This window comes from Luteimonas huabeiensis HB2, assembly GCF_000559025.1.
Lineage (GTDB): Bacteria > Pseudomonadota > Gammaproteobacteria > Xanthomonadales > Xanthomonadaceae > Luteimonas > Luteimonas huabeiensis.
On sequence record NZ_JAAN01000014.1, the window covers coordinates 175,441 to 195,653 of the forward strand.

A 20,213-nucleotide genomic window follows, 5' to 3' on the forward strand; every position below is an offset into this window, starting at 1 on the left:
GGCAGGAGGCCTGCAGCAGGCGGCCCGAGTGGATAGTGAGGTGTTGCGATTTCAGTGGGAGCGGCTTCAATGCGCGGGGGATACGCATGGCACGAATCAGAAAAATCCAGATCGCCAACTTCCGCGGCATCCAGCTGCTGACCTGGTGCCCGACGCCTGGCATCAACTGCCTGATCGGTCCGGGCGACAGCGGCAAGTCCACGGTGCTGGACGCGATCGACCTATGTCTGGGGGCCAGACGCAATGTCCAGTTCTCGGATGCGGACTTCTTCGGCCTGGACATCACAACCCCAATCAGCATCACGCTGACGCTCGGCGACCTCGATGACAGCATGAGGACGCTGGAGGGCTTTGGTGCATTCCTGCGCGGATACCACGCCAACACTGGCGTCGTCGAAGACGAGCCCTCTGCCGGCGCGGAGGTTGTGCTCTGCCTGAACCTGACGGTCGCCAGTGACCTGGAGCCCTCGTGGACCCTCGTCTCCGACCGCGCCGCACAGCAAGGCATCGTCAAGACGCTCGCATGGAAGGATCGCGTCGCCCTGGCGCCCACTCGCATCGGCGCGCTGACGGACTTCAACCTGGGATGGCAGCGCGGCTCGGTACTGAACCGCATCTCGGAAGAGCGAGCCGACGCTTCGGCCGCCCTCGTCAAGGCCGCCAGAGATGCGCGGAGTGGCTTCGGAGACCAGGCCGAACAACAGTTGGGAGAAGCGCTGGGGATCGTCACCACCACTGCTCAGGAGCTGGGCGTCAACATCGGCGCCAAGGCCAAGGCGCTGCTGGATTCGCATTCGGTGTCGTTCGGTGGCGGCACCATCTCCCTGCACAACGAAAGCGGCATCCCGCTTCGCAGCCTGGGCGTCGGGTCCACGCGTCTGCTTGTCGCTGGCCTACAGCGCAAGGCGGCCGGTCAGGCGTCAATCGTGCTCTCGGACGAACTGGAGTACGGGCTGGAGCCGCACCGCATCGCGAGGTTCTTGGGCTCCCTCGGAGCCAAGGAGGCCGCTGCTCCGCTGCAGGTGTTCCTCACCACCCACTCACCCGTGGCGCTGAGAGAACTGTCGGGCGACCAGCTCTTCGTATTGCGCCGCGGCCCCCTCGGCCATGAGGCTCGCCTGGTCGGCGCCGACAATGACATCCAGAGCACGATCCGCCTCTATCCCGAGGCCTTTCTGGCTGGCTCCGTGGTCGTGTGCGAGGGAGCCAGCGAGATAGGCCTGCTGCGCGGGCTGGACTTATACAGGCTTGACCAGAGGAATGCGTCACTGGCTGCATTGGGCGTGGCGCTCGTCGACTGCGGTGGCGGGGAGCCGGATCGACCGTATGCGCGCGCCTCCGCATTCCAGTCTCTGGGCTACCGGGTGATGGTGCTGCGCGACGACGACAAGAAGCCCACACCTGCGGTCGAGCAGGCTTTTGTCGAGAACGGTGGCACCGTCGTCGCCTACCGCGCGGGCCGTGCGCTGGAGGACGAGCTGTTCGGAAGTCTCACGCCGGTTGCCTGCCAGAGGCTGATCGGCTACGCCAACGAATTGCATGGCGACCTGATCGTCGAACACCTGCGCACTGTCTCGAACAACACGCTCACCTTCCAGCAGATCTGGGACGAGATCCAGAACACCGGCCTCCTGTCGGCCGAACGCAGGGCCATTCTTGGTCAGGCGGCGCGCATCCGAAAAGCTGGCTGGTTCAAGCAAATCTCGTGGATGGAGGACGTGGCGAGGACCATCGTTGCACCGGACCTGCATCTTTGCGATCAGGGATTCCGCGCTCTGATGGACCAGGTATTCGGGTGGGCCACTGATGGACCACGTTGAAATCGACCTTCGTGCAATCCAACGCGGAACCGTCACCGCACCGGCCGGCTGCGGCAAGACACAGCTGATTGCCCACGCGCTTGCCGGTCATCGGGGCAACAAGCCCATTCTCGTGCTGACACACACGAATGCCGGGGTCGCGGCCTTGCGTGGCCGGCTGGACCGCGCCGGTGTGCCAGCCAGCGCCTATCGATTGAGCACGATCGATGGCTGGGCTATCCGGCTCATCTCGACCTTTCCGGGCCGCAGCGCCCACGATCCAGAGATTCTGCGGCTGGCTGCACCTGCGCGGGACTACCCGGCTATCCGCGACGCCGCCTGGAAGCTCCTGCAGGCCGGGCACGTCAGTGAGGTGCTGAAAGCCTCGTATGCGCATCTGATCGTGGATGAGTACCAGGATTGTTCGGTGCCTCAGCACTACATCGTCTATTTCCTCTCGTTGATCCTGCCGACCTGCGTGCTGGGCGACCCCATGCAGGCGATCTTCGGGTTCCGGGGCAATACGCTGGCCGACTGGAACCAGCACGTGTGCGCGCATTTTCCTGTCGTCGGGGAACTGGCAACGCCCTGGCGATGGCGCAACGCCGGCGCGGAAGCGCTGGGACAATGGTTGTTGGAGGCCCGCCGGTTGTTGGCGGCAGGGCAGTCGGTGGATCTGCGTAGTGGGCCACCGGAGCATGTGACCTGGATGCAGGCCGTACCACCCAACGACCATGCCCAGCGCCTAGCCGCTGCGAGGACGGCATCGCCAACCGCTGACGGGCGCGTGCTCATCATCGCCGATAGCCGCAACCGAGCAGCACAGCAGAACTTTGCGAGCCAGACGCCGGGCGCTTCGACGGTCGAGGCCGTCGATCTGCAAGACCTCATCGCCTTCGCTAGCAACTTTGATGCGGGGGCACCGAATGCTCTCGCGCAGTTACTGGCGCTGGCGCAGAGCGTTATGACCAATGTGGGCGTGGCGGAGTTGACGCGGCGCCTGGAGTCGTTGGCAAAGGGAACTGCAAGGAATCCTCCGAACGAGGCAGAAAGCCGCGCACTGGCGTTCGGGCGCGCGCCCTCTCTCGCTGCGGCCGCCGCGCTGTTGTCGGAACTGCGGGCACTGCCGAACGTACGTGTGCATCGGCCGGTCATCCTCTACGGGATGCTTAAGGCGCTCCGGGAAGCCTCGTCGGGGGCCGTCCCTCTGGCAGAAGCGGCCCGGCGCGTGCGGGAAGAGAACCGGCTGTTGGGGCGCCCGCTACCAAAACGCGCCGTCGGCAGCACGCTGTTGCTCAAGGGGCTGGAAGCCGAAGTCGCGGTGCTGCTAAATATCGAGGGTATGAGCGCACAGAACCTTTACGTCGCCATGACCCGTGGGTCGATGAAGGTCGTAGTGTGTAGTCCTGGTCCAACAATCGGCTAAATGTACTTCTTGAAGCTCGCCGCCACGATGTTCACCGCCAGTCCCAGCAGAAACGCCGCAGGCAGCAGAATCATCAAAGGGTGCAATGACACCGGTAACGCCAGGTAGGTCACCCACGGCAACACCGCCAGCGGCATCAAGGCCGCCTTCGCCCGGTGGTAGACGAAGCCCGATTCCCGCCCCGCGCCGAACTTGCGGATGTCGCGGCGAACCAGTCCATCGACCAGGCCGACGAAGGCCGCGAGCAGGAACAGCGGCAGCGTGAGCACCAAGACCAGCAGGCGGACGATGAATGTCAGGACGGTGAAGCCGGCGGCAATCAGATAGCGCTCGGTCCAGACATAGACCTGGGCGAGGTAATAGCGGAAGTCCCGGTGCACGCCTCGGCTAGGTGCGCTAGCCTGCGCCGAGGCGTCGCGCATCCAGTCCAACAAGCCCGTCTTCACGAAAACCCACTCGTAGGTGCTCTCCACCAGCCAGCGCGCGGTGCGTCCCGGCTCCTGCACAACGGCGCTCCGGGTGAAATGGGTGGAGAGCTGGTTCAGTTCGTAGTCGAGCATGCCCTGCGCGTGGCGCCAGCCCTGGTCGGGCCAGAACAGGTGCATGCCGACGCATTCGATGACGATGGACAGCAGCAGCGAGGCGACCAACACGCCGAACAGGCGCCATGGCAGCGTGACCACGCTGGCGACCAGGCCGCGCTGGCGTGCCTGCTGTCGCTCGGCGGTCGCGGCGGGCTCTTTCACGATGGCGCCTCTTCATCCGGCGTGCCTTCTTGCACTTCCTCGGCCAGATCCGCTGGCAACGCGTCGTCGTGCGACCGGGGCAGCCCGTTGCCCTCCCACCATTCCCCCGCCTCGGCGTAGTGCTGGCGCATGTAGCCGGCCAGTTGTTGCAGGTCCCGGGGCATGGCTTCGTCCGGATCGGGCGCAGGCAACGGCATGCGGACCTTCCACAGGTTACCGCCTTCGATGAGGGCGAAACACTGCCCCTTGGGCAGGCCGACCACGTGCGCAGGCTCGATGAGTGGCACGCTCGACGTGCTGATGCGGTCCTGCGCGTTGCTGGTGAAGTCGGTCGGACCGTGGATGTCGGAACTGTCGGTGGCGCCGCTGACCAGCGTGGTGGTGTAGACCTCCACCTTCGGCAGTTGTCGTGTCAGCAGTTCGGCGGTGGCGGTCTCGCGCACCCGCAGCATAAACAGGTTGTTGAAGTTGCCGATGACCTGGCCGGCCTTGGCGCGATTGCCGATGCGCGCCTCGATGTCCGAGAGCGTCTGCGTATAGGCCGTGACCTGCATGCCTGCACCGCCACCCTTGTTGATGAGCGGGATGAACTCATCGCCCATCAGTTCGTTGAACTCGTCCGCATGGACATTGATGGCGACCTTGGCATTGGCCGATGCTCCAGGCAAGCCATCGTCGATGCCGTGCTTGTAGATGTGCCCCGCTACCGACACCAGGTCGCTGAACATGCTGTTGCCGACGGCCGCCGCCACTTCGGCGTCGGACAGCGCATCCAGTCCCACATAGACCACGGCCCGCTTCCTGATGATCTGCATCCAGTCGAAGATCGGGCGCGGGTCGGACAGGTCGGAATAGTTCGGCGCGAGCAGTTGCGCGATCTTGCCGGTGGTGAGCTTCTCCAGCAGCGGCAACAGCGAGGCGACGATCTTGTCGAAGTAGGTGCGGTCGTAGCGCACCGCGGAGCGCAGGCCGTCGAGCACCGCGTCATAGGTTCGCGTCTGCGACAGGTACTGCTCCAGTGCCACCACCCGCTTTTCTCGCCCGACCATGTGGCGCGGGATGGTCTTGTCGTTGAGGCGTCCTTCGAGCTGGACGATCACCTCCCAGGCCTTGGGCTCGGTTCGGGCGAAGAAGTGCTGGGCGTACTCGATGAACAGCGCGTCGATGTTGACGACATGGCGCTGGATCAGCAGGTAGTCTGGCCGCTGCCCCAGTTCCACTAGGGCGCGCGCGATGATGTTGACGAAGCGCCAGGCGAACTCGCGGAACGCGGCGCTGTTGCCCTCGCCGGAAAGCTGCCCCGCAACGCGCGTGGCGACCTCCGAGATGCGCCCGAACCGGCCCACGGCGTTGTAGCGTGCCGAGATGTCGGGCCAGCCCAGGTGGAACACGTACATTTCGCCCTCGCGTCCGGCTCGCCTGGCCTCGACATACATGCGCTTGAGCAGATCGGCATCGCCCTTGGGATCGAAGACGATCACCACCTCGTGCTCGCCATGGACCTTGCGGCGGATGTCCTGCGTGATGAACAGTTCGGCCAGGCGCGTCTTGCCCACGCGCGTGGTACCGAGCACCAGGGTGTGGCCCACACGCTCGCCCAGCGGCAGGGTGACGTCGGTCTCGTGCGGCTCGATGCCATGCAGGCGCGGCATGCCACCCACTGGCGGCAAAGGCCGGACCGGGTTGAGCGGGTTGTCCCAGGCCAGTGCCCGCGCCAGCCTAGGCAGCGGCGGCGGCGCGAACTCCAGCCGCTCCTCCAGGCGGCGCGCCAGGCGGTAGAACGTCGTCGGTTCGGCGTAGCGCCGGAACTCGGGCTTGTAGGTCTGCGTCAGCCGATGGGTGTGTCGTTGCTCCCAGCGGAAGCCACGCCCAACGAACAGACGGTACTGGCTCACTGGCACGTCACGGCTCGTCATCACGTAGCGAGGCAGACGACGGATGTGGCGGCGGTACCGCAGGATGGCCCAGGCGTCGCGCAGGCGAATCGCGCCGAAGGCCAGGAAGGCCAGCGCGCTGCCGAGGCCGAGTACCGGATTCAACGCGAGCGACCACGGTGCCACCACGCACACCACCGCGGCGCCTGCGCATACGGCAACGGTGTATAGCTCCACCGCTGGCCGCAGCAGGACTTCGACGGCGTGCGGCTGGGCCATCGGGCAGTTCTCACTGTTCGATGCCGGTGGCGGTCACCAGCACCGGGTAGTGGCGCAGCCCCAGGCGCTCGGCCAGTTCGTCCCCGGACGCCGGTGCCAGCATCAGCCCGGGCGCCAGGGCACGCAGTGACGCCAGTGCCTGCGGTGACTCGACCTGGACCACCAACCCCACGGCCCCGAGCTCGCGCAGCGCCGGGGCACGCTGGCGCAGCCAGGCATGGGAGCGCTGGTCATCACCAACCAGGAACATCGGCGTGAGCCCCGGCGCCTGGATCGCCCGGGGAGCCACATCGCCAGGGGCCAAATGGGCAGAACGCACCGGCAGCATGGCCGCCTCGCCAGAAGGCCCTTCGGGCAGGCGTGGCATCTCGATCCTGGGAGATGGCCTGCTTCCGGTGCGCGGTTGCAGGTCCAGGGCTTGGTAGTAAGGCAGCGCGGAGGCACCGCCGTGATCCTCGACGACGATCAAGGGCGGCGATTGTGCGAAAGCGGCTGGCACGGACACGAGCGGCAGCAAGCCGAGCAGCCACCGCGTAGCCGGACGGAAGATTCGAGGCTTCATGGCAGGGTTCTCCGGGTATCCGCGCCCCGCGCTGGCTCGCCCAGTACGCGGGCCAAGTGGCGGCCAACACTCTGTCGGTAGCGCGCAGCGGGTGCGCCACCAGCGGGACGGTGGTAGCGGCCGATCGTGATCAGCCAGTCCTGGCCCGGCGCGTGCTGCTCGCGCAGGATCTGCGCGGCCAGCGCTAGGTTCCGATAGGGATCGAGCAGTTCGCAGGGGTGGTCGTAGCGGTGACGCTGGTAGCCCAGGTTGATCTGGCCCAGGCCGGCGTCGATGCGGGTGCGCGGCACGTCGCGCAATGCCTGGTGCAGGCCGGCGCAGGCCTCGGTACGGGTGGCGAATCGACGCGATGCCCCAGCCACGTTGAGCGTCCAGGGCCAGGGCACGAGGCGGTCGTGGTACCGGGTGCCACTCTCCTGCAAGGCCACCGCGTACAACACCGCCGCCGGAATGCCCGCACGCTGTGCCGCGAACTGGTAGGCCGGCGGCGGAACCTCCCCGGCCTTCGCCTGGCCGAGTGGCCAGCAAGCCAGCAGCAGGAGCGCGAGACGCGCGAGGCCTACTGCCGCTGCCATTGACCGCCGACCTGGCGCACGACGGCGGGCAGTTCGCCCTGCAGGCCGAGGGACAGCCAGCGGCCACCGTCGTGGTTGAGGGTGATGTGCCGTGCGCGCACTTTCGCCGGGTCAATACGGGCCCGGCGTGCCCATTCACGAATGCGCGCGTCGTCGGTGCGACTGCCGACGACATAGACATCGAACTCGACGCCCGACGCTTGCAGCCGCTGCACGGCCTGGTCGCAGGCGGTACAGCCGTCCTTCACGAAGACGGCGGTTCGGTCGGTGCCTGATGCGATGGTGGTGCCCGCGCCGGTCGGCTTGGCACCGGGTAGGTTGACCCTCGCCATGCCCGGCGCGATCCGTTGCCAGGCGGCGTCGTAGGCACGCTGGTAGGCCAGCGTCTTCTCGACCCGCCGGGCTTCAGCCCGAACCTGCAATTCCGCGTAGCGGCGGCGCTCCTCGTCGGAACGTGCTTCGATACCGAGGGCCGTGAGCGGGTCGAGGCTGGGCGAGTAGACGCCCAGCGGCCCCTGCATCAACTCGCGATAGCGCGTCCATTCATCCGTGCGCAGCCCCCAGTCCTGCGCCCGCTGTTCGTCGCTGCGAGCGATGGCCGCAGGCGCTTCACGGCTCGGCGCCGTCCTGGCCGCGGTGGTTGCGCCGGTGGGCTGCGCGAGCGCCGCCTGCATGGCGGAGGCGGCCAGCAATGCAACCAGCAACGGCGGGGTCAAGTGGCGCGGGACCATCGGTGTGGGCCTCCTTATCGGGGCGGGATGGGCAGCCTGCGGATCTCGTCTCCCTGCCGGAAGACGGCGCCATCGCGCTCGATCCCGTCCAGTCGCCAGCCACCCTCCGACTCTCCGGCGCGCAGCAGGCGGACATCGGCCAGCCCGGTGCCATCGGCAGGCATCACCGACACGAAGTGTTCTCCCGCACGCAGTTCCACTCCGATCAGGCGGAATGAAGGCTCAACAGGCTTGGGTTGGGCCGCCACAGGTTGGGATGGCCGTGGTGCGGGCAGCTTGGGCTGGCGCGAGACCAGGCGGGCTTCCAGTCGCGTGACGCGGGTTTCCAATGCGTGCAGCGCATCGGTGGCGGCGTATTGGGCCTGCGCCAGCTCGATCGCCGCCAGCCGCTGGTCCAACGCCGCGGTGTCCTGCTCGTAGCGCGCCTGCGGCAAGGCGGCGGGCTGAGTATGGCGTTGTTCGATCCGATGCGAGAGGCCGTCCAGTCGGGATTCGAGCAGGGACACCTGCGCGGTGGGCGCGAAGGCCTGGGTCTGTTCCGCCAGCCCGGACAAGGCCATGTGATCCACCAGCACCACCGCGCTGACGAGCAACAACCAGGTTGCGGCCGCGACCCGCAGCAGCGTCGTGCGCTGGCCCGTCGCCGAGTCCCGGATGGTCATGGCGAAACCTCCCGGATCAGCGGAGGGGGCTCCGCCGAACGGTTGATTTCCGGTGGCTTGGGCTCGTGTGGCGTATGAGCCTCCCTGAGGCTGCGGATGAAGCACACCTTCCGCTCACCGTCGTCGACCTGCAGATCCCAGACGGGGCCGGCCAGTGTCAAGAGCGCATCGCGCAGCAGGAGCGGGCCGAGCCGGTAGTGAGCCGCCGGCAGCGGCAAGGCCAACAGATCGGTGGACTGCTCATCGCACAGCCGGTAGCCGGAACGCAGAACGAGGTGCCGGAGGGCATCCCCGACGGTGGCGCCCAGCGTGCCGGGGATCTCCACATCCACCACCTGCAGCAACAGGTCGTGCTGGGCCGCTGTGGGCGCGAGTTCGACCAGGGTGTAGCGGCCATACCGCGTCACCGGCACGAACTCCATCACGGCTTCGGGCGCGATGTCGGTGACTTTGGATACGGGCGTCGGTGGCACGGCGTTCGTCATCGCGCAGCCGCTGGCCATGGCGGCCAGGAGCAAGCCGGGCAAACGGATCGGATGGCTGCGTCCGGCAATACGGAAGGGCTGGCGGGATGGGCGCATGGATCGGTGTCCTGAAACAACGAGCCATCACCATCGCCGCGCCGGCCCTTTGTCACAGCAAACAAAGCGAATCCGTCGGCTCCCGATTTGCCGAAAGCAATGCCGGCAACCGCGCGGTCGCCAGGACGCATGTCGGGATCATGCCGCGGCGAATGGTCGTGCCGGGGGGATCTCGCCGCCTAACGCCGCGTCCGATCGTTGATCACGATATAGAAGACAGCCGGCTCGCCGCCTTCATTGCGGAACTCATGCACGCAATCCGAAGGAAAGAACAACGTATCTCCGGCAGCGACGTCGAAGCGCCTTCCGTCGATGACCACGGTAAGCGCCCCCTCATGCACGACGAGAAACTCCTCCACGCCCGCATGGTGCGGGGGGAACTCGACGGACTTGCCCGGAGGCAACACGTTGAAGGCCAGATCGACCGCGCCATCCTCGAACAGCGGCGAAAGAGAACGGCGTTCAAAGCCGGAAGCGGGGTCGTGATAGACCGCCTGGCGCTCCCTGCCATGCAGCCTGGGCTGGCGCGCATGGAATCCCCCCAGGAGTTGAGACAGACTGACCTGCAGTGCGGCGGCAAGCTTGCCCAGCACCGTGGCAGTGGGAACCGACGCGCCACGTTCGATCTTGGAGATCATCGCGCGGCTCACACCCGACAACGCCCCGAGCCGATCGAGGGTGAGCTGCGCCTCCAGGCGCAGACGCCGAAGATTGCTCGGGAGCGCTTCGGCGCGCTCGCCTTTCGGCGTGGTCTGAGGAGCGGAGGAATTCGGCATGGGCCGCAATCAAGTCAGGATGGATGCGTGGGGTATCAATGGCGCTGAAATCGATCGCGCCACGAATTTCTACTATAGTAGAAATTCTCAAATTCAAACAGGAGCATGGCCATGCGTCTTCTGGTGCTGGGTGCAGGTGGGATCGGGGGCTATTTCGGCGGGCGTCTGGCCGCGGCCGGCGTGGACGTGCGTTTCCTGGTCCGGCCGAGACGCGCCGCACAACTCGCCGAGACCGGGCTCGTCATCAAGAGCCCTTTGGGTGACCTGACCCTTCCCGTGAAAACAGTCGTCGAGGCACCGCCGTCCGTGGATGCCGTGCTGCTGGCCTGCAAGGCCTACGATCTTGAGGGCGCGATGACTGCCATCGCGCCCGCCATCGGCCCCTCGACATGCATCGTTCCGCTGCTCAATGGGGTGCGGCATCTGGATCACCTGGATGCGCGCTTCGGCGCCGAGCGCGTTCTGGGCGGCCTGTGCCACATCGGTGTGGCGCTCGGCCCGGCCGGTGAAATCCAGCATCTCAACACGCTGCAGCGCCTCGCCCTCGGCGCACGCACCCACAGCCAGCAGGACGCGGCGCAGGCGTTGCATGGATTGATGGAGCGCGGCGGTTTCGCACCGGTGTTGAGCCAGGACATCCTGCAGGAGATGTGGGAGAAGTTCGTATTCCTCACGACCTATGCCGGCATGACCACGCTGATGCGCGCGCCAGTTGGCGCAATCGTGCAGGCACAAGATGGCGAAGCGCTGGTGCGCCAGATGCTCGGCGAATGCGTGGCGACCGCCGCCGCCTCAGGGTACATCCCATCGCAGGACGCCTATGCCCGCATGTTCACGACGTTGTCCGAGCGCGGGTCCACCGGCACCGCATCGATGCTGCGCGATCTGCAACGTGGTGGCCCCACCGAGCATGAGCACATCATTGGGGACATGCTGCGACGCGCGCATGAAGCTCGACTGGATGCGCCGCTGCTGAGGGTGAGCCTTGCACACATGCAGGCCTACGAGGCGACCCGCATGGCCCATGGCGGTGGATGAGGCCCTGTCTTCCGCTTCCCGGATCAAGGTCACCGTCTGGATGACCAAAAAAGTACGGCTCCCGGAGGAGCCGTTGAAGTGAAGCAGTGAAGTTCAGCACACCAACTGCCGTGCCAGCGCGACTTCCACCGAGTCTCCGTCCTGATTCAGGACATCAAGCCCGGACTCCGGCACGTCGCCCGACGTGCTTTGCGACACCATGATCTTCCGGGCCATCAACCCCAGGCAGGTCATCTGCGAGGAGTTGGCGTAGCCCAGGTAGATCACGCGCACCGGCTGCTTCTGGCCGATGCGCCATGAGCGCCGGGCGGCCTGCTGCAGCGAATACACGTTGTAGCCGGACTGGAGGAATACGATGGTCGGGAACTCCAGCAGGTCCAGGCCGGTTTTCACCAGCTCGGGATTGGTGATGAGCACGTCGATGCCACGGTCCAACTGCTCGGCGATCCAGTCCTCGCGGCGGGAAGCATCCACGCTCGCGCGCAGCACCGCCACCTTGAAGCCTTCCTGCTCCAGCAGCACCTTCAAACGCGACGTGGTGTCGCGCGTGCCGGTGTAGACCGAATAGACCAGGGTCTTGCGACCTTCTGCCTTCTCCTGCTTGCAGATCTCGATCAGCTCGCGTTCCTTGGGCATCACCTCCAGCTCGTTGAACTGAGCGGGGACGAACGCCAAAGTATTGCGCGTGCGCGGATGCACCACCGTTTCCGACCGGAAGCAGCAGTCTGGCCAGGCCAGCAGCACGTTGAGCACCACACCGAGCAGCGTCGTGTCCCGCTTCGCCAGGGCCTGCCTCAGCTCTGCGGTCAACCGACCCGCCAGATCGCGGTAGGCCGCGGCTTGCGCCGTGTCCATCGCGACTTCGCGGAACTCCTCGTCGTAGGGCGGCAGCACATTGCCGCCGATGTCCTTCAACTTGAGGAAGACCGTGAACGGCAGAACGCAACGCAGCACGCCCTTCGGGCCGAAGCCCGGCGCCTTGACCGTGCGCACCGATACCTTGGTGCCCTTGGCCGTCTTGTGCGCCGTGCCGGTGCTCTCGGAATAGATGTCCTTGAGCACACCGTGATCGCGCATGAACGCCATCGCGGCCGAGGTCATGCTGCCGCTCTTCGTCGGGCGGTACCCGTCTTCGATCATTCGCCCCGGAAGGGCTCGGAACAGCAGGTGGAACAGGTCGTCGCCGTAGCCGCCCATCAGTGTGCCGGTGAGCAGCAACGTCTTGCGCGCCTTGGCCGCCAACACCCCCATGGCCTGGCCCTGGGCGGAGCCGCCGTTCTTGTACTCGTGCGCCTCATCGGCGATGAGCAGGTCGAACGTGCCTTGGGGAAGCTGCCTCTTGATGAACTCGGACGGCTGGTAGCCGCCTTCGCCGAAGCCGAACTCCATGTTGGCCATCGCGCGTTCCATCCGGTGGGCTTGCCGGTCCGAGAAGACCAGCTCGCCGTTGCCATCCATCAGGTTGATGAACTCGTGGATGTTGTCCCCGAGCATCGACGCGAGGAAGGCGTCACCGAACTTCTGCATCAGCTTCTGCGCGGTGACTTCCCCGATGGTCGGGATGCGCTTCAGGGCCTTGAGCACGGTCGAGGACTGGTCGCTGGCGGACAGGCCTCTGGGACGGATCAACGACCACAGCGGTGCACGGCAGTGGCTGCACTTGCGGCGGGACTCCTCGGCTTCGAGTTCGACCGGGTTGATCGGCTCGCCGTCGAGGTCGGTGATGACATGCCCGCAATCCGGGCAGGCCCCCACGTCGCCGTGAGGCGTGCGCCGCCGAACGAAGACAGGTTTCCAGTGGAACCCCATCCGCATCCGCACGCGGCCCAGGACGAAGAACTCCTGGCCCTGGGCCGGCACGCCTAACTGCTCGCGCAGTTTTAGCAGCTTGACCAGCGTGTCCGGGCCATTGAGCACCCAGACCTTGGCACCGGCCACCGTCTCCTGGATTTCGCGCCGCCACTTGTAGACCAGGTGGGGTGGCGAGAGCACCAGGGTGCGGCGGTAGCCTTCGGCGTTGAGCACGGCGGCGGTGGCAATACCCACCGTCGTCTTGCCGCAGCCCATCTCGCCATTGACGATCGCGGCGCGTTCGCCGCGATCGACCAACAGCTCGGTGACGGCGTGGACCACATCGGCTTGCGCCGGGAACAGCTTGCGCTTGAGCGCGGCGAGGATCAGTTGCCGATGCACCCGCACCTGGCCGGTGTAGACCGGAGGATTGGCGCGGTTGAGCGAATCGAGCAGCTCGTCGCCGAACTCCGATACGAAGTCCTGCAGGCTGAGCGTGAGGGGTGAAGCTGCCGCTTCGAGCAGGTCGCCCTGCACAGCGGTTTCGGGAACGGTTTCGAGATCGAGGGACATGGTGATGCTCCAAAGCAATGGGGCATGCACCTCCCCCACGGGGCGGTGACATGCCCCTGGGTGGGAAGAAAGAAGCGGCGCGAGACCGCTGGATGCGGATCAGTATTCGCTGGGCAGCAGCAGTGTGGTGACGCTGCGATCCCATTCGGTGATGATCCAGAGCTTCAGGTCGCGCGTGACCTGGTAGGACGAGAACAGACGATCCTCGCCGGACTTCAGCGCGGCATCGTTCTGCCGTCGATCGCTGTCGTCCAGGTCGCCCCAATCGCCATGAAGATGGCGGCGCAGGTACGGCGTGGGGTTGAGCCGGCCCTGTCGGACCAGCTCGTCGACGCCGGCGGTCATGACCACCTGCCCGGGCGAAAAGCGTGCTTGTGACGCGAGGTTGAGGACTGCGAGTGCCATGGTGATTTCTCCTTCTGGAAGAAGGGGCCACGGCACCCCATCGGGGCGACGTGACCCCGGTGGGTGGATGAAAGCGACGGCGAACCGTCAGGGAACAGCGATCAGCGGATGATCAGCACTTCGCCCCACGTGGGCGAGCCCAGCGTCAAGTCCCATGCACGAATGACCGGCACGAACTTGTCGGTGAGGATGCGCGTCTCGGCCACGGAGCCGTCGTCGCGTTCGGTGTATTCCGTCTGGAGGGTCTTCTCCTTGTGGGTATCACCTTTGACGACGAGCACGCGCCCGCTCTTGGACTTCACTACGCCGGAGATCGCGCCTGCGGCCAAGGCCAGGGCGAGATGCCAGTGCGACAAGGCCCGCGCGGGCGGACGCAGCGACTGCTGCGCGGCGCCCAGGTGGGTATCGAGCGCCGGCCAGAGTCCTTGCAGCCGGCCGACTTCATCGGCGAACTGCTCGGGCTCCATCGTGACGCGATAGAAGTGCTCCGGCTCGGCCGGGCTGGCGGGGACGGTGTACGGCAGGAACGGCCATTCGAGCGGCAGCTCCTCGGCTTCGGCATCGCCTTGTCCGATCTGCAGCAGCAGACCACGCAGGGCCTTGGCCGACTCCGACGCCTGGTCGCGCTGGCGAACCCGGCGGCCAAAGATCACCACCTGCTTGAACTGCGTCTCCACCGCACGGTAGATGCGCAGTTCGGCAAAGTGGCGCGTCAGCCATCCGACCAGCTCGGCGTCGAGCACGTAGGACGGCACGATGAAGATCAGCACGCCACCGTACTGCAGCAGCGGCAGCGCGCGCTGATAGAACAGCTTTTCCAGCCGCGCACGGCCCTGGCCTTGATAGCCGATGTTGCCGTTCACGTCCTTGCTCAGATCGCCATACGGCGGGTTCAGCCACAGCAGCCCGAATGACTGGCGCGAGATCAGCGTGTCCATCAGGTCACCGTGGATGCAGCGATCGACCAGTTGCCGTGCGTGGCGGGCACGCTCGGCGTCGTATTCGACGGCGAAGGCCTGGACCTGCTCGCGCCCGAGGGCGTGGGCGGCTTCGGCAATCGCCACGCCTTCGCCGGCGCAGGGATCGAGGATGGACATCGAGCCGGGAGACGGCGCCAGTGCGGACAAGGCCCGCTCCAGCGTCGGCTCGTCGGTGGGGAAGTAGCCGTTACGAATGAAGTTGCGCGCCAGGCGCGGAAACATGAGAGCCATGGATTTCTCCTGATGATGGATGAGGGAAGGCGGGCACGCGCGGCGCGCATGCCCGTGGGGATGGCTCACGCCACACGCCGAAGCGGTGCGTTCGCGGCCAGTTCGTACTGCGTGGCGCCGAGGGTGCCGTTGCGGATCAGCTCGCCCAACGCCTTCGTCAGCGCCGGGACATTGAGGGCCAGCCGATGGCCTTCCAGCGGCCCGAGGGCCAAGGGAAGACCGGTCAGCATCCGCCGTGACTGCAACAGCTCCAGCACGGTGTCGCGCCAGTGGTCGAGCAGTGGCAGCGGGCAGGTGTCCTGCACCAGCGTCCACAGCCGGTCGAGCCGGTGAGCGGAATCCCTGGGCAGAAGCGCCAGCGCGCTGGCGTTGGCCTTGTCTGGCTTCACGCAGCGACGATCGAACAGCCACACGTTCGTCAGCGAACCGAACAGCGTTCGCCGATAGGCGCGGGTGATGCGCTTTTCCAGGTTCTCGACGTTGCCGACGAAGACGGGGATGGATGCGCCCTGCTCGGTGATGACGTGGAACTGATCGAGTCCCTGTTCGTCCCGGCCGAGGGTCAGGCGGGCGAGGAACTCCTGAACGGCGGTGTCGCGCGCCCAGATCGAGAGAAAGACGAGATTGCCCTGCTCGTCACCGACGCAACCGTCGGCCATGAGGTCGGGGCATTCGTCGATGCGGTACAGCGGTTTCGCGGAAGAAGGTGCAGGCATGGTGATGTCCTCTTGAAAATGAAGGAGCAACCACAGCCCGCGGGGCCATGCTCGCCCCGGTTGGGTGAAGGAAGATGCGTGCCGCTAGACAGCGCGTCCCGCGTGGAAGCGGTGAACCCGCTCGCGCCACTCGGAGCTTTGCACCGGCGCCATGTCGAGATAGCGCAGCGGGCACGAGTAGTAGTACGGATGCACGGACTCATCGAGGGACTTGTAGCCCCAATCGCCGCCCGAGCTTTCCAGCAGATGGCAGCCGATGTAGCAGACGGACTCACCGGCCGCGAGGCCCATGACGCCCGCCTGCCTGGCGGTGACGCGAACCACGGTCCACAGAACGTCGCCGTCCAGTGTGTGGTCGATGACTTCGCAGCAAGCGCGTTCGGACGCCTGCGGAGCGAGCAGCTCGCGGATCAACTGATCGCGCGTCTGACGAACGAAGGTCCAGCCCATGAGGGTCTCCTTGAAGAAAAGGCCGGAGCCCTCCCCGTCGGGGAAGAACCCCGGCGGGTGGCGGAATGCCGCGCAAGGCGGCAGATGGATCAGGCAGCTTTGAGGTGCCAGTCCTGGGACAACGGGGCGAACTCGTAGCCGAGCTTGTCGAGACGGTCGCGCTGCTGACGCAGCACACGACGATCCACGGTCGCATCGAGCTTCACGGTCTCACCCAGGGGCCACAAGGCACCGAACAGCGCCGCGTCGTCTGCCTCGGCCGAGGCCGCAGCGGACACACGAGCCGGTTCGCTGCCGAACGGCGTGGTATCGACCAGGGGATCGCGCGGACTGCGCGGCTTCGCCTTCGGCTTGGCCGGGGGCGTTGCCGGCACGGGGGCCTGCGCCTCCTCGTCGATCGGATCAACTTCCTGCGGACTCAGCCGGCGGGCTTCGTCGCGGCTCAGGGCGTCGATGTTGGACAGTGTCATCCCGCCCAGATGGGCGCGGATCTCGATGACCATGCGGCCGTTGGCGTTGTACGTGGAGGGACGAATCTCGACGATGACGAAATCACCGTCGTACTTGCCCTCGCGGTACTGATCGAGTTCGGCGTTCTTCACGACGAACTCGCCGATCGAGGTCGCCAGGCGGCCGACGTTGAAGTCGCCGTTCCTGCCGTGGATGGTCTTGATGGCCAGTTGGCCGGGGATGGTGATCATGAAGGTCTCCTGCTGACGAAGAGAAGACAAGGCCCCGGGGATGGGGCCTTGCGGATCAGAACGACTCGGCAACGGCCAATGCGGGGGCATCGGCAGCGTCGTCGGCAGCATCGGCGACGGGCTTGGAAGGCTCCGGTGCCGAGGCTTGCTGCGCGGCGGGCGCGTCGGACGTCACAGGGACTTCCGGGTCGCGCTCGTCGGTCTCGGTCGGCTTGGGTTCGGCCTTGTAGACGAGCTTGCCGTCGACCTTGATCCAACTGACGAACAGCAGGCGGGCCTTGAGGCTCACACCCTGCTCGCCGGCACGCTTCCCCTTGGAGTAGGTGAAGGTGTCGGTCCACAGGTCGCCCAGGCGGAAGCCGATCATCACCTTCTTCTCGGCGTCGACCGCCTGAATGCAGCGGCGCACCAGGTGCTGCGCTTCCGATCCCGATACGCGCGTGTCGAAACGCACATACGAGACGTCATCGCTGGGACCGTTCAGGGCTGCGATGTCGCAGGCCAGGAACGCATCGCCTTTCTTGGGCTTCACTTCGCGGATGCGATTGAGATACCCGAGGCCGGTGATGTGCAGATCGAAGTAGGACTTTTCGGTGGAAGTGGTCATGGTGAATCTCCTGGGAACAATGAGGCGGAGACACACCCGACCCAAGGCGGGGAAGGTGTGGAACCCCCGCGTGGGTTGATGGAACAGCTTGGTGGCATCGCCATCGAGAACCGATGGCCGTTCGCGCATGGATGCCGGTGCGAACTGGAGTGATCAACGCGGTCGGAACCGCATCGCAGCCTTGAAGATCGTGGCTGCCTGGGCATGTCGCTGACGGACGTCAGCGGAACATGGCCGGAAGCGTGGCGCCGGGACGGCGCGCAGGCGAGCGGCAATCGGCACTCGCGGCTGTCCGCATTGCCGGGAAGAAAGAGGCCCCCGGAGCGGGGGCCAGGGATGGGCGGTCAGTTACCGCTGGGCGTGGGAGGAACCGCCTGCAGCGACAGGTGTGTCGCGGTGGCGGACACGTCGAGGTCGTCCTCGCTGCGCAGGATGCGCGCAAACACGCCCTCCTGCGGATCGAAGAACTCGCCGAAGTCGTCGCCACCGAACTCGGCACGCGCCAGTTCCCACCATTCGTCGAAGGCATCGACATCCGGGTTGCAACCGGCGGCATAGGCGATGGTCTTCTGGCGACCATCGGGTCGGCGCTCGCCGCACTCGGCCAGGAAGTACACGCCCTGATCCTTGACCAGGATGACGCGGCATTGATTCGCCACCGCTTCGGCGAGCACGGGCCGCAGCTCCGTGCCTTTGAATCGAACAGTCATGGGTGTGATCTCCAGGGGGGCAGGAAGAGAGGCTTCCCGCCGCGAGGGCGGGAAGCTGCTGGGAGCTCAGTGCCGGACAGCCTTGCGACCCGACAGGCACTGCACGCGGATGCGTCTCCAGCTCCCGTCGTCGATCAGCCGTTCCAGCGTCTCGCCGAGGGTGTCGAAGAACACCTCATCGACCCGTTCGACCAGCTCGCCGTCGCGGTGCAGCTCCACCGCGTAGAGGTCGAGGCCACGCTCATAAAGCACGGTGACGCGACCCTGGAACTTCATCGTGGCGACGGTGAAGCCGATGGCCGGTGGCGTGCGGATGATGTCGGCGGGCAGCGGATCGACCCAGGTGATGTCCCGCGCACCGGCATCCACCAGCATGTGGGTGATGCGCCGGAAACCGTCGGGAGCGGGCAACTGCTCCAGTTGGACGATCAGTTCCTGCAGCTCGGGGCAGCGCGGCTCGGGGATCGGCAGCTTCGCCGGTGCGGACCCGAGCACGAACCGCTTCACCGTGTAGGGCTGGCCGTCGGCGGTGAACTCGGTCTGCTCCTCGGGCGTGTCCGCCCGCTGACCGTCGAAGCGGCGTCTGACATAGGGTTCGACCTGCACCTTGGCGCCCTCGTCGGGCACTTCGGTCACGAGCGTGCGATCGAGCACCGCGAACTCGGCTCGTCCCGTCTTGACGACGATGGCCTCGTCGGTGGTGGCGATGACCTTGCCCTCGAAAGGCTTCGGGTCGATGTGAAAGCCCAGCGTCGAAACCTTGGGCTGGCCGTCGAAGATGTTGAATTTGAACGAACGGACGTTGGAAGGCACATGACCGACAACGAGCGTCGGCATCTGTGCGCGGATGGCTTGGGTATCCATGGGGAGACTCCTTGTGGCAACCAAGGGACTCCCGCCCGCAAGGGAGGTCTGTCCCTTGAGGGTGAGGTGGATGGACGCGGGTGCGCCCGGAGAACGAAGCAACCAGCACGGCGAACCGCGCCGCAGTCTTGAAGGTCTCGACTGCCTGGGCATGCTGCCGGCAACGCCAGCGAACATGCGGCCAGCGTGCGGCACATGGCGGCGACCGTCCGTTGGGAATCGGCAATGCGCCGGCACCGCGTTCCGCGAAAAAGAAGAGCCCCGACGTGGGGGCTCGAATGGGTTGCGGGTTACTCGTCGTCGTAGAGCGTCAGCCCGTCCAGCACGGGCGCGCCGGCATCGAACACCAACATGCGAACGTCGGCGAGCGCAGCCAGGTGCAACACTTCCACGAGGGACTCCGGCACGCCCTTGGCCCGGTGCTCCTGCCGCAGCTCTTCGGCGGTGATGCCCTCGACATGCTGCAGGTTCGCATCCGTCCAGGGGGTGGCGATCAGCTTCACGCCGACCGCCGGGCTGTAGGGAATGCGGAAGGCCACAAACAAAAAACCGCTCGGCGTGGCGATGTCCGCCAGTTCGGCGAGGAAGCGGCCGGCCTCCTCGGTGATATGCGCCGAACTGATTTCCCAAGCACGGCTGTAGAACCCGGTCTCGAAGCGCAGGCGGCGTACCACCTCGCGCGCGGCTTCCTCGGAGTAGGTATCGCCGACGTGCAGCGGCTGGCCGGCTTCTTCGGCCATGACGGCGTAGACGAGGTTTCGGGCGATACCGTGGCTGGGGCACTGCGCGTCCAGCTCGGGCGGCACGTTCTGGCCCTCGGTGATCAGCGCGAAGTCGTCGCAGAAGACGCAGGCATGGCGCTCGACCTGGCTGTCCGGCAGGTGCGACTGCGAGACGTGCAGCGGCAGGTGCGACTGCGAGACGTGCAGCGGCAGGTGCGACTGCGAGACGTGCAGCGGCAGATAGCTCAGCGGGCAGTCGTCGTCGTAAGAAATCGCCAGCAGCCGCTGCACGGACAGGCCATCGTAGCCGCGGACGAAGGGGTTTTTGGAATGAGACATGGGATTCCTCCAGCAGAGGATGGCCGAGGCAATCCCCTGCCGGGGATTGAACCCCAGCGAGTGGATGAAGTGGCA

General features: G+C 66.1%; 21 protein-coding genes. 3 read left to right on the forward strand and 18 right to left on the reverse strand.

The window, feature by feature from the left end:
* Nucleotides 1-86 precede the first annotated feature (86 nt).
* Both Z164_RS0104855 and Z164_RS0104860 read left to right on the forward strand, forming a co-directional pair.
* On the forward strand, nt 87-1,820 hold the full coding sequence (locus Z164_RS0104855) for an ATP-dependent nuclease (RefSeq protein WP_024889610.1): 1,734 nt from the start codon (nt 87-89) through the stop codon (nt 1,818-1,820).
* Nucleotides 1,807-3,225 (forward strand): UvrD-helicase domain-containing protein, encoded by a 1,419-nt coding sequence (locus Z164_RS0104860; RefSeq protein WP_024889611.1) that lies wholly within the window; start codon nt 1,807-1,809, stop codon nt 3,223-3,225. Before Z164_RS0104855 ends, Z164_RS0104860 begins: the two co-directional genes overlap by 14 nt.
* Here the strand turns inward: Z164_RS0104860 and Z164_RS0104865 are convergent.
* From Z164_RS0104865 to Z164_RS0104900, 8 genes are all read right to left on the reverse strand, one after another.
* Complete coding sequence (locus Z164_RS0104865) at nt 3,222-3,971, reverse strand: TIGR03747 family integrating conjugative element membrane protein (protein ID WP_024889612.1); 750 nt, start codon at nt 3,969-3,971, stop codon at nt 3,222-3,224. The two genes, Z164_RS0104860 and Z164_RS0104865, sit on opposite strands and share 4 nt — an antisense overlap.
* Nucleotides 3,968-6,124 carry a type IV conjugative transfer system coupling protein TraD gene (gene traD / locus Z164_RS0104870; RefSeq protein ID WP_024889613.1) on the reverse strand — a complete coding sequence of 719 codons (2,157 nt, stop codon included), beginning with the start codon at nt 6,122-6,124 and terminating at the stop codon, nt 3,968-3,970. Before traD ends, Z164_RS0104865 begins: the two co-directional genes overlap by 4 nt.
* Before the next feature lie 10 nt (nt 6,125-6,134).
* The gene (locus tag Z164_RS0104875) at nt 6,135-6,686 is read right to left on the reverse strand and encodes an integrating conjugative element protein (protein WP_024889614.1); all 552 of its coding nucleotides are present in this window, start codon (nt 6,684-6,686) and stop codon (nt 6,135-6,137) included.
* Nucleotides 6,683-7,261: a lysozyme family protein gene (locus Z164_RS0104880; protein ID WP_024889615.1), complete on the reverse strand. Its 579-nt coding sequence runs from the start codon at nt 7,259-7,261 to the stop codon at nt 6,683-6,685. Before Z164_RS0104880 ends, Z164_RS0104875 begins: the two co-directional genes overlap by 4 nt.
* Nucleotides 7,246-7,992, reverse strand: a complete 747-nt coding sequence (locus Z164_RS0104885; RefSeq protein ID WP_024889616.1) for a TIGR03759 family integrating conjugative element protein — start codon at nt 7,990-7,992, stop codon at nt 7,246-7,248. The genes Z164_RS0104880 and Z164_RS0104885 overlap by 16 nt, the downstream gene beginning before the upstream one ends.
* A gap of 14 nt (nt 7,993-8,006) precedes the next feature.
* On the reverse strand, nt 8,007-8,654 hold the full coding sequence (locus Z164_RS0104890) for a hypothetical protein (RefSeq protein WP_024889617.1): 648 nt from the start codon (nt 8,652-8,654) through the stop codon (nt 8,007-8,009).
* A complete protein-coding gene (pilL2, locus tag Z164_RS20005; RefSeq protein ID WP_024889618.1) occupies nt 8,651-9,235 on the reverse strand; it encodes a PFGI-1 class ICE element type IV pilus protein PilL2 in 585 nt (194 codons plus the stop codon). Before pilL2 ends, Z164_RS0104890 begins: the two co-directional genes overlap by 4 nt.
* Nucleotides 9,236-9,414: 179 nt before the next feature.
* On the reverse strand, nt 9,415-10,011 hold the full coding sequence (locus Z164_RS0104900; RefSeq protein ID WP_024889619.1) for a helix-turn-helix domain-containing protein: 597 nt from the start codon (nt 10,009-10,011) through the stop codon (nt 9,415-9,417).
* A 111-nt stretch (nt 10,012-10,122) separates the two neighbouring features.
* Between Z164_RS0104900 and panE the strand changes: the two genes are divergently transcribed.
* Complete coding sequence (panE, locus tag Z164_RS0104905; protein WP_024889620.1) at nt 10,123-11,049, forward strand: 2-dehydropantoate 2-reductase; 927 nt, start codon at nt 10,123-10,125, stop codon at nt 11,047-11,049.
* Between the two features lie 93 nt (nt 11,050-11,142).
* On the opposite strand, the gene Z164_RS0104910 is transcribed toward panE, so the two are convergent.
* From Z164_RS0104910 to Z164_RS0104955, 10 genes are all read right to left on the reverse strand, one after another.
* Nucleotides 11,143-13,413, reverse strand: a complete 2,271-nt coding sequence (locus tag Z164_RS0104910; RefSeq protein WP_024889621.1) for a helicase-related protein — start codon at nt 13,411-13,413, stop codon at nt 11,143-11,145.
* Between the two features lie 99 nt (nt 13,414-13,512).
* Nucleotides 13,513-13,818, reverse strand: a complete 306-nt coding sequence (locus Z164_RS0104915) for a hypothetical protein (protein WP_024889622.1) — start codon at nt 13,816-13,818, stop codon at nt 13,513-13,515.
* A 101-nt stretch (nt 13,819-13,919) separates the two neighbouring features.
* Nucleotides 13,920-15,029, reverse strand: coding sequence for a DUF6094 domain-containing protein (locus Z164_RS0104920; protein WP_024889623.1), 1,110 nt, complete (start codon nt 15,027-15,029; stop codon nt 13,920-13,922).
* 65 nt (nt 15,030-15,094) lie between these two features.
* A complete protein-coding gene (locus Z164_RS0104925) occupies nt 15,095-15,745 on the reverse strand; it encodes a hypothetical protein (RefSeq protein ID WP_024889624.1) in 651 nt (216 codons plus the stop codon).
* Nucleotides 15,746-15,829: 84 nt separating this feature from the next.
* A complete protein-coding gene (locus Z164_RS0104930; RefSeq protein WP_013982123.1) occupies nt 15,830-16,195 on the reverse strand; it encodes a hypothetical protein in 366 nt (121 codons plus the stop codon).
* 89 nt (nt 16,196-16,284) lie between these two features.
* A complete protein-coding gene (locus Z164_RS0104935) occupies nt 16,285-16,896 on the reverse strand; it encodes a DUF3275 family protein (protein WP_003141033.1) in 612 nt (203 codons plus the stop codon).
* Nucleotides 16,897-16,951: 55 nt separating this feature from the next.
* Nucleotides 16,952-17,503, reverse strand: coding sequence for an STY4534 family ICE replication protein (locus tag Z164_RS0104940; RefSeq protein ID WP_003141036.1), 552 nt, complete (start codon nt 17,501-17,503; stop codon nt 16,952-16,954).
* 344 nt (nt 17,504-17,847) lie between these two features.
* Nucleotides 17,848-18,213: a DUF3085 domain-containing protein gene (locus tag Z164_RS0104945; protein ID WP_024889625.1), complete on the reverse strand. Its 366-nt coding sequence runs from the start codon at nt 18,211-18,213 to the stop codon at nt 17,848-17,850.
* A gap of 66 nt (nt 18,214-18,279) precedes the next feature.
* Nucleotides 18,280-19,077, reverse strand: a complete 798-nt coding sequence (locus Z164_RS0104950) for a hypothetical protein (RefSeq protein WP_024889626.1) — start codon at nt 19,075-19,077, stop codon at nt 18,280-18,282.
* Nucleotides 19,078-19,367: 290 nt separating this feature from the next.
* The gene (locus tag Z164_RS0104955) at nt 19,368-20,138 is read right to left on the reverse strand and encodes a DUF5983 family protein (RefSeq protein ID WP_024889627.1); all 771 of its coding nucleotides are present in this window, start codon (nt 20,136-20,138) and stop codon (nt 19,368-19,370) included.
* Nucleotides 20,139-20,213 lie beyond the last annotated feature (75 nt).

Coding starts and splice junctions, on each gene's coding strand:
- Z164_RS0104855 (WP_024889610.1), top strand. CDS start 87: ATGGCACGAATCAGAAAAATCCAGATCGCCAACTTCCGCGGCATCCAG.
- Z164_RS0104860 (WP_024889611.1), top strand. CDS start 1,807: ATGGACCACGTTGAAATCGACCTTCGTGCAATCCAACGCGGAACCGTC.
- traD (WP_024889613.1), bottom strand. CDS start 6,124: ATGGCCCAGCCGCACGCCGTCGAAGTCCTGCTGCGGCCAGCGGTGGAG.
- Z164_RS0104875 (WP_024889614.1), bottom strand. CDS start 6,686: ATGAAGCCTCGAATCTTCCGTCCGGCTACGCGGTGGCTGCTCGGCTTG.
- Z164_RS0104880 (WP_024889615.1), bottom strand. CDS start 7,261: ATGGCAGCGGCAGTAGGCCTCGCGCGTCTCGCGCTCCTGCTGCTGGCT.
- Z164_RS0104885 (WP_024889616.1), bottom strand. CDS start 7,992: ATGGTCCCGCGCCACTTGACCCCGCCGTTGCTGGTTGCATTGCTGGCC.
- Z164_RS0104890 (WP_024889617.1), bottom strand. CDS start 8,654: ATGACCATCCGGGACTCGGCGACGGGCCAGCGCACGACGCTGCTGCGG.
- pilL2 (WP_024889618.1), bottom strand. CDS start 9,235: ATGCGCCCATCCCGCCAGCCCTTCCGTATTGCCGGACGCAGCCATCCG.
- Z164_RS0104900 (WP_024889619.1), bottom strand. CDS start 10,011: ATGCCGAATTCCTCCGCTCCTCAGACCACGCCGAAAGGCGAGCGCGCC.
- panE (WP_024889620.1), top strand. CDS start 10,123: ATGCGTCTTCTGGTGCTGGGTGCAGGTGGGATCGGGGGCTATTTCGGC.
- Z164_RS0104910 (WP_024889621.1), bottom strand. CDS start 13,413: ATGTCCCTCGATCTCGAAACCGTTCCCGAAACCGCTGTGCAGGGCGAC.
- Z164_RS0104915 (WP_024889622.1), bottom strand. CDS start 13,818: ATGGCACTCGCAGTCCTCAACCTCGCGTCACAAGCACGCTTTTCGCCC.
- Z164_RS0104920 (WP_024889623.1), bottom strand. CDS start 15,029: ATGGCTCTCATGTTTCCGCGCCTGGCGCGCAACTTCATTCGTAACGGC.
- Z164_RS0104925 (WP_024889624.1), bottom strand. CDS start 15,745: ATGCCTGCACCTTCTTCCGCGAAACCGCTGTACCGCATCGACGAATGC.
- Z164_RS0104930 (WP_013982123.1), bottom strand. CDS start 16,195: ATGGGCTGGACCTTCGTTCGTCAGACGCGCGATCAGTTGATCCGCGAG.
- Z164_RS0104935 (WP_003141033.1), bottom strand. CDS start 16,896: ATGATCACCATCCCCGGCCAACTGGCCATCAAGACCATCCACGGCAGG.
- Z164_RS0104940 (WP_003141036.1), bottom strand. CDS start 17,503: ATGACCACTTCCACCGAAAAGTCCTACTTCGATCTGCACATCACCGGC.
- Z164_RS0104945 (WP_024889625.1), bottom strand. CDS start 18,213: ATGACTGTTCGATTCAAAGGCACGGAGCTGCGGCCCGTGCTCGCCGAA.
- Z164_RS0104950 (WP_024889626.1), bottom strand. CDS start 19,077: ATGGATACCCAAGCCATCCGCGCACAGATGCCGACGCTCGTTGTCGGT.
- Z164_RS0104955 (WP_024889627.1), bottom strand. CDS start 20,138: ATGTCTCATTCCAAAAACCCCTTCGTCCGCGGCTACGATGGCCTGTCC.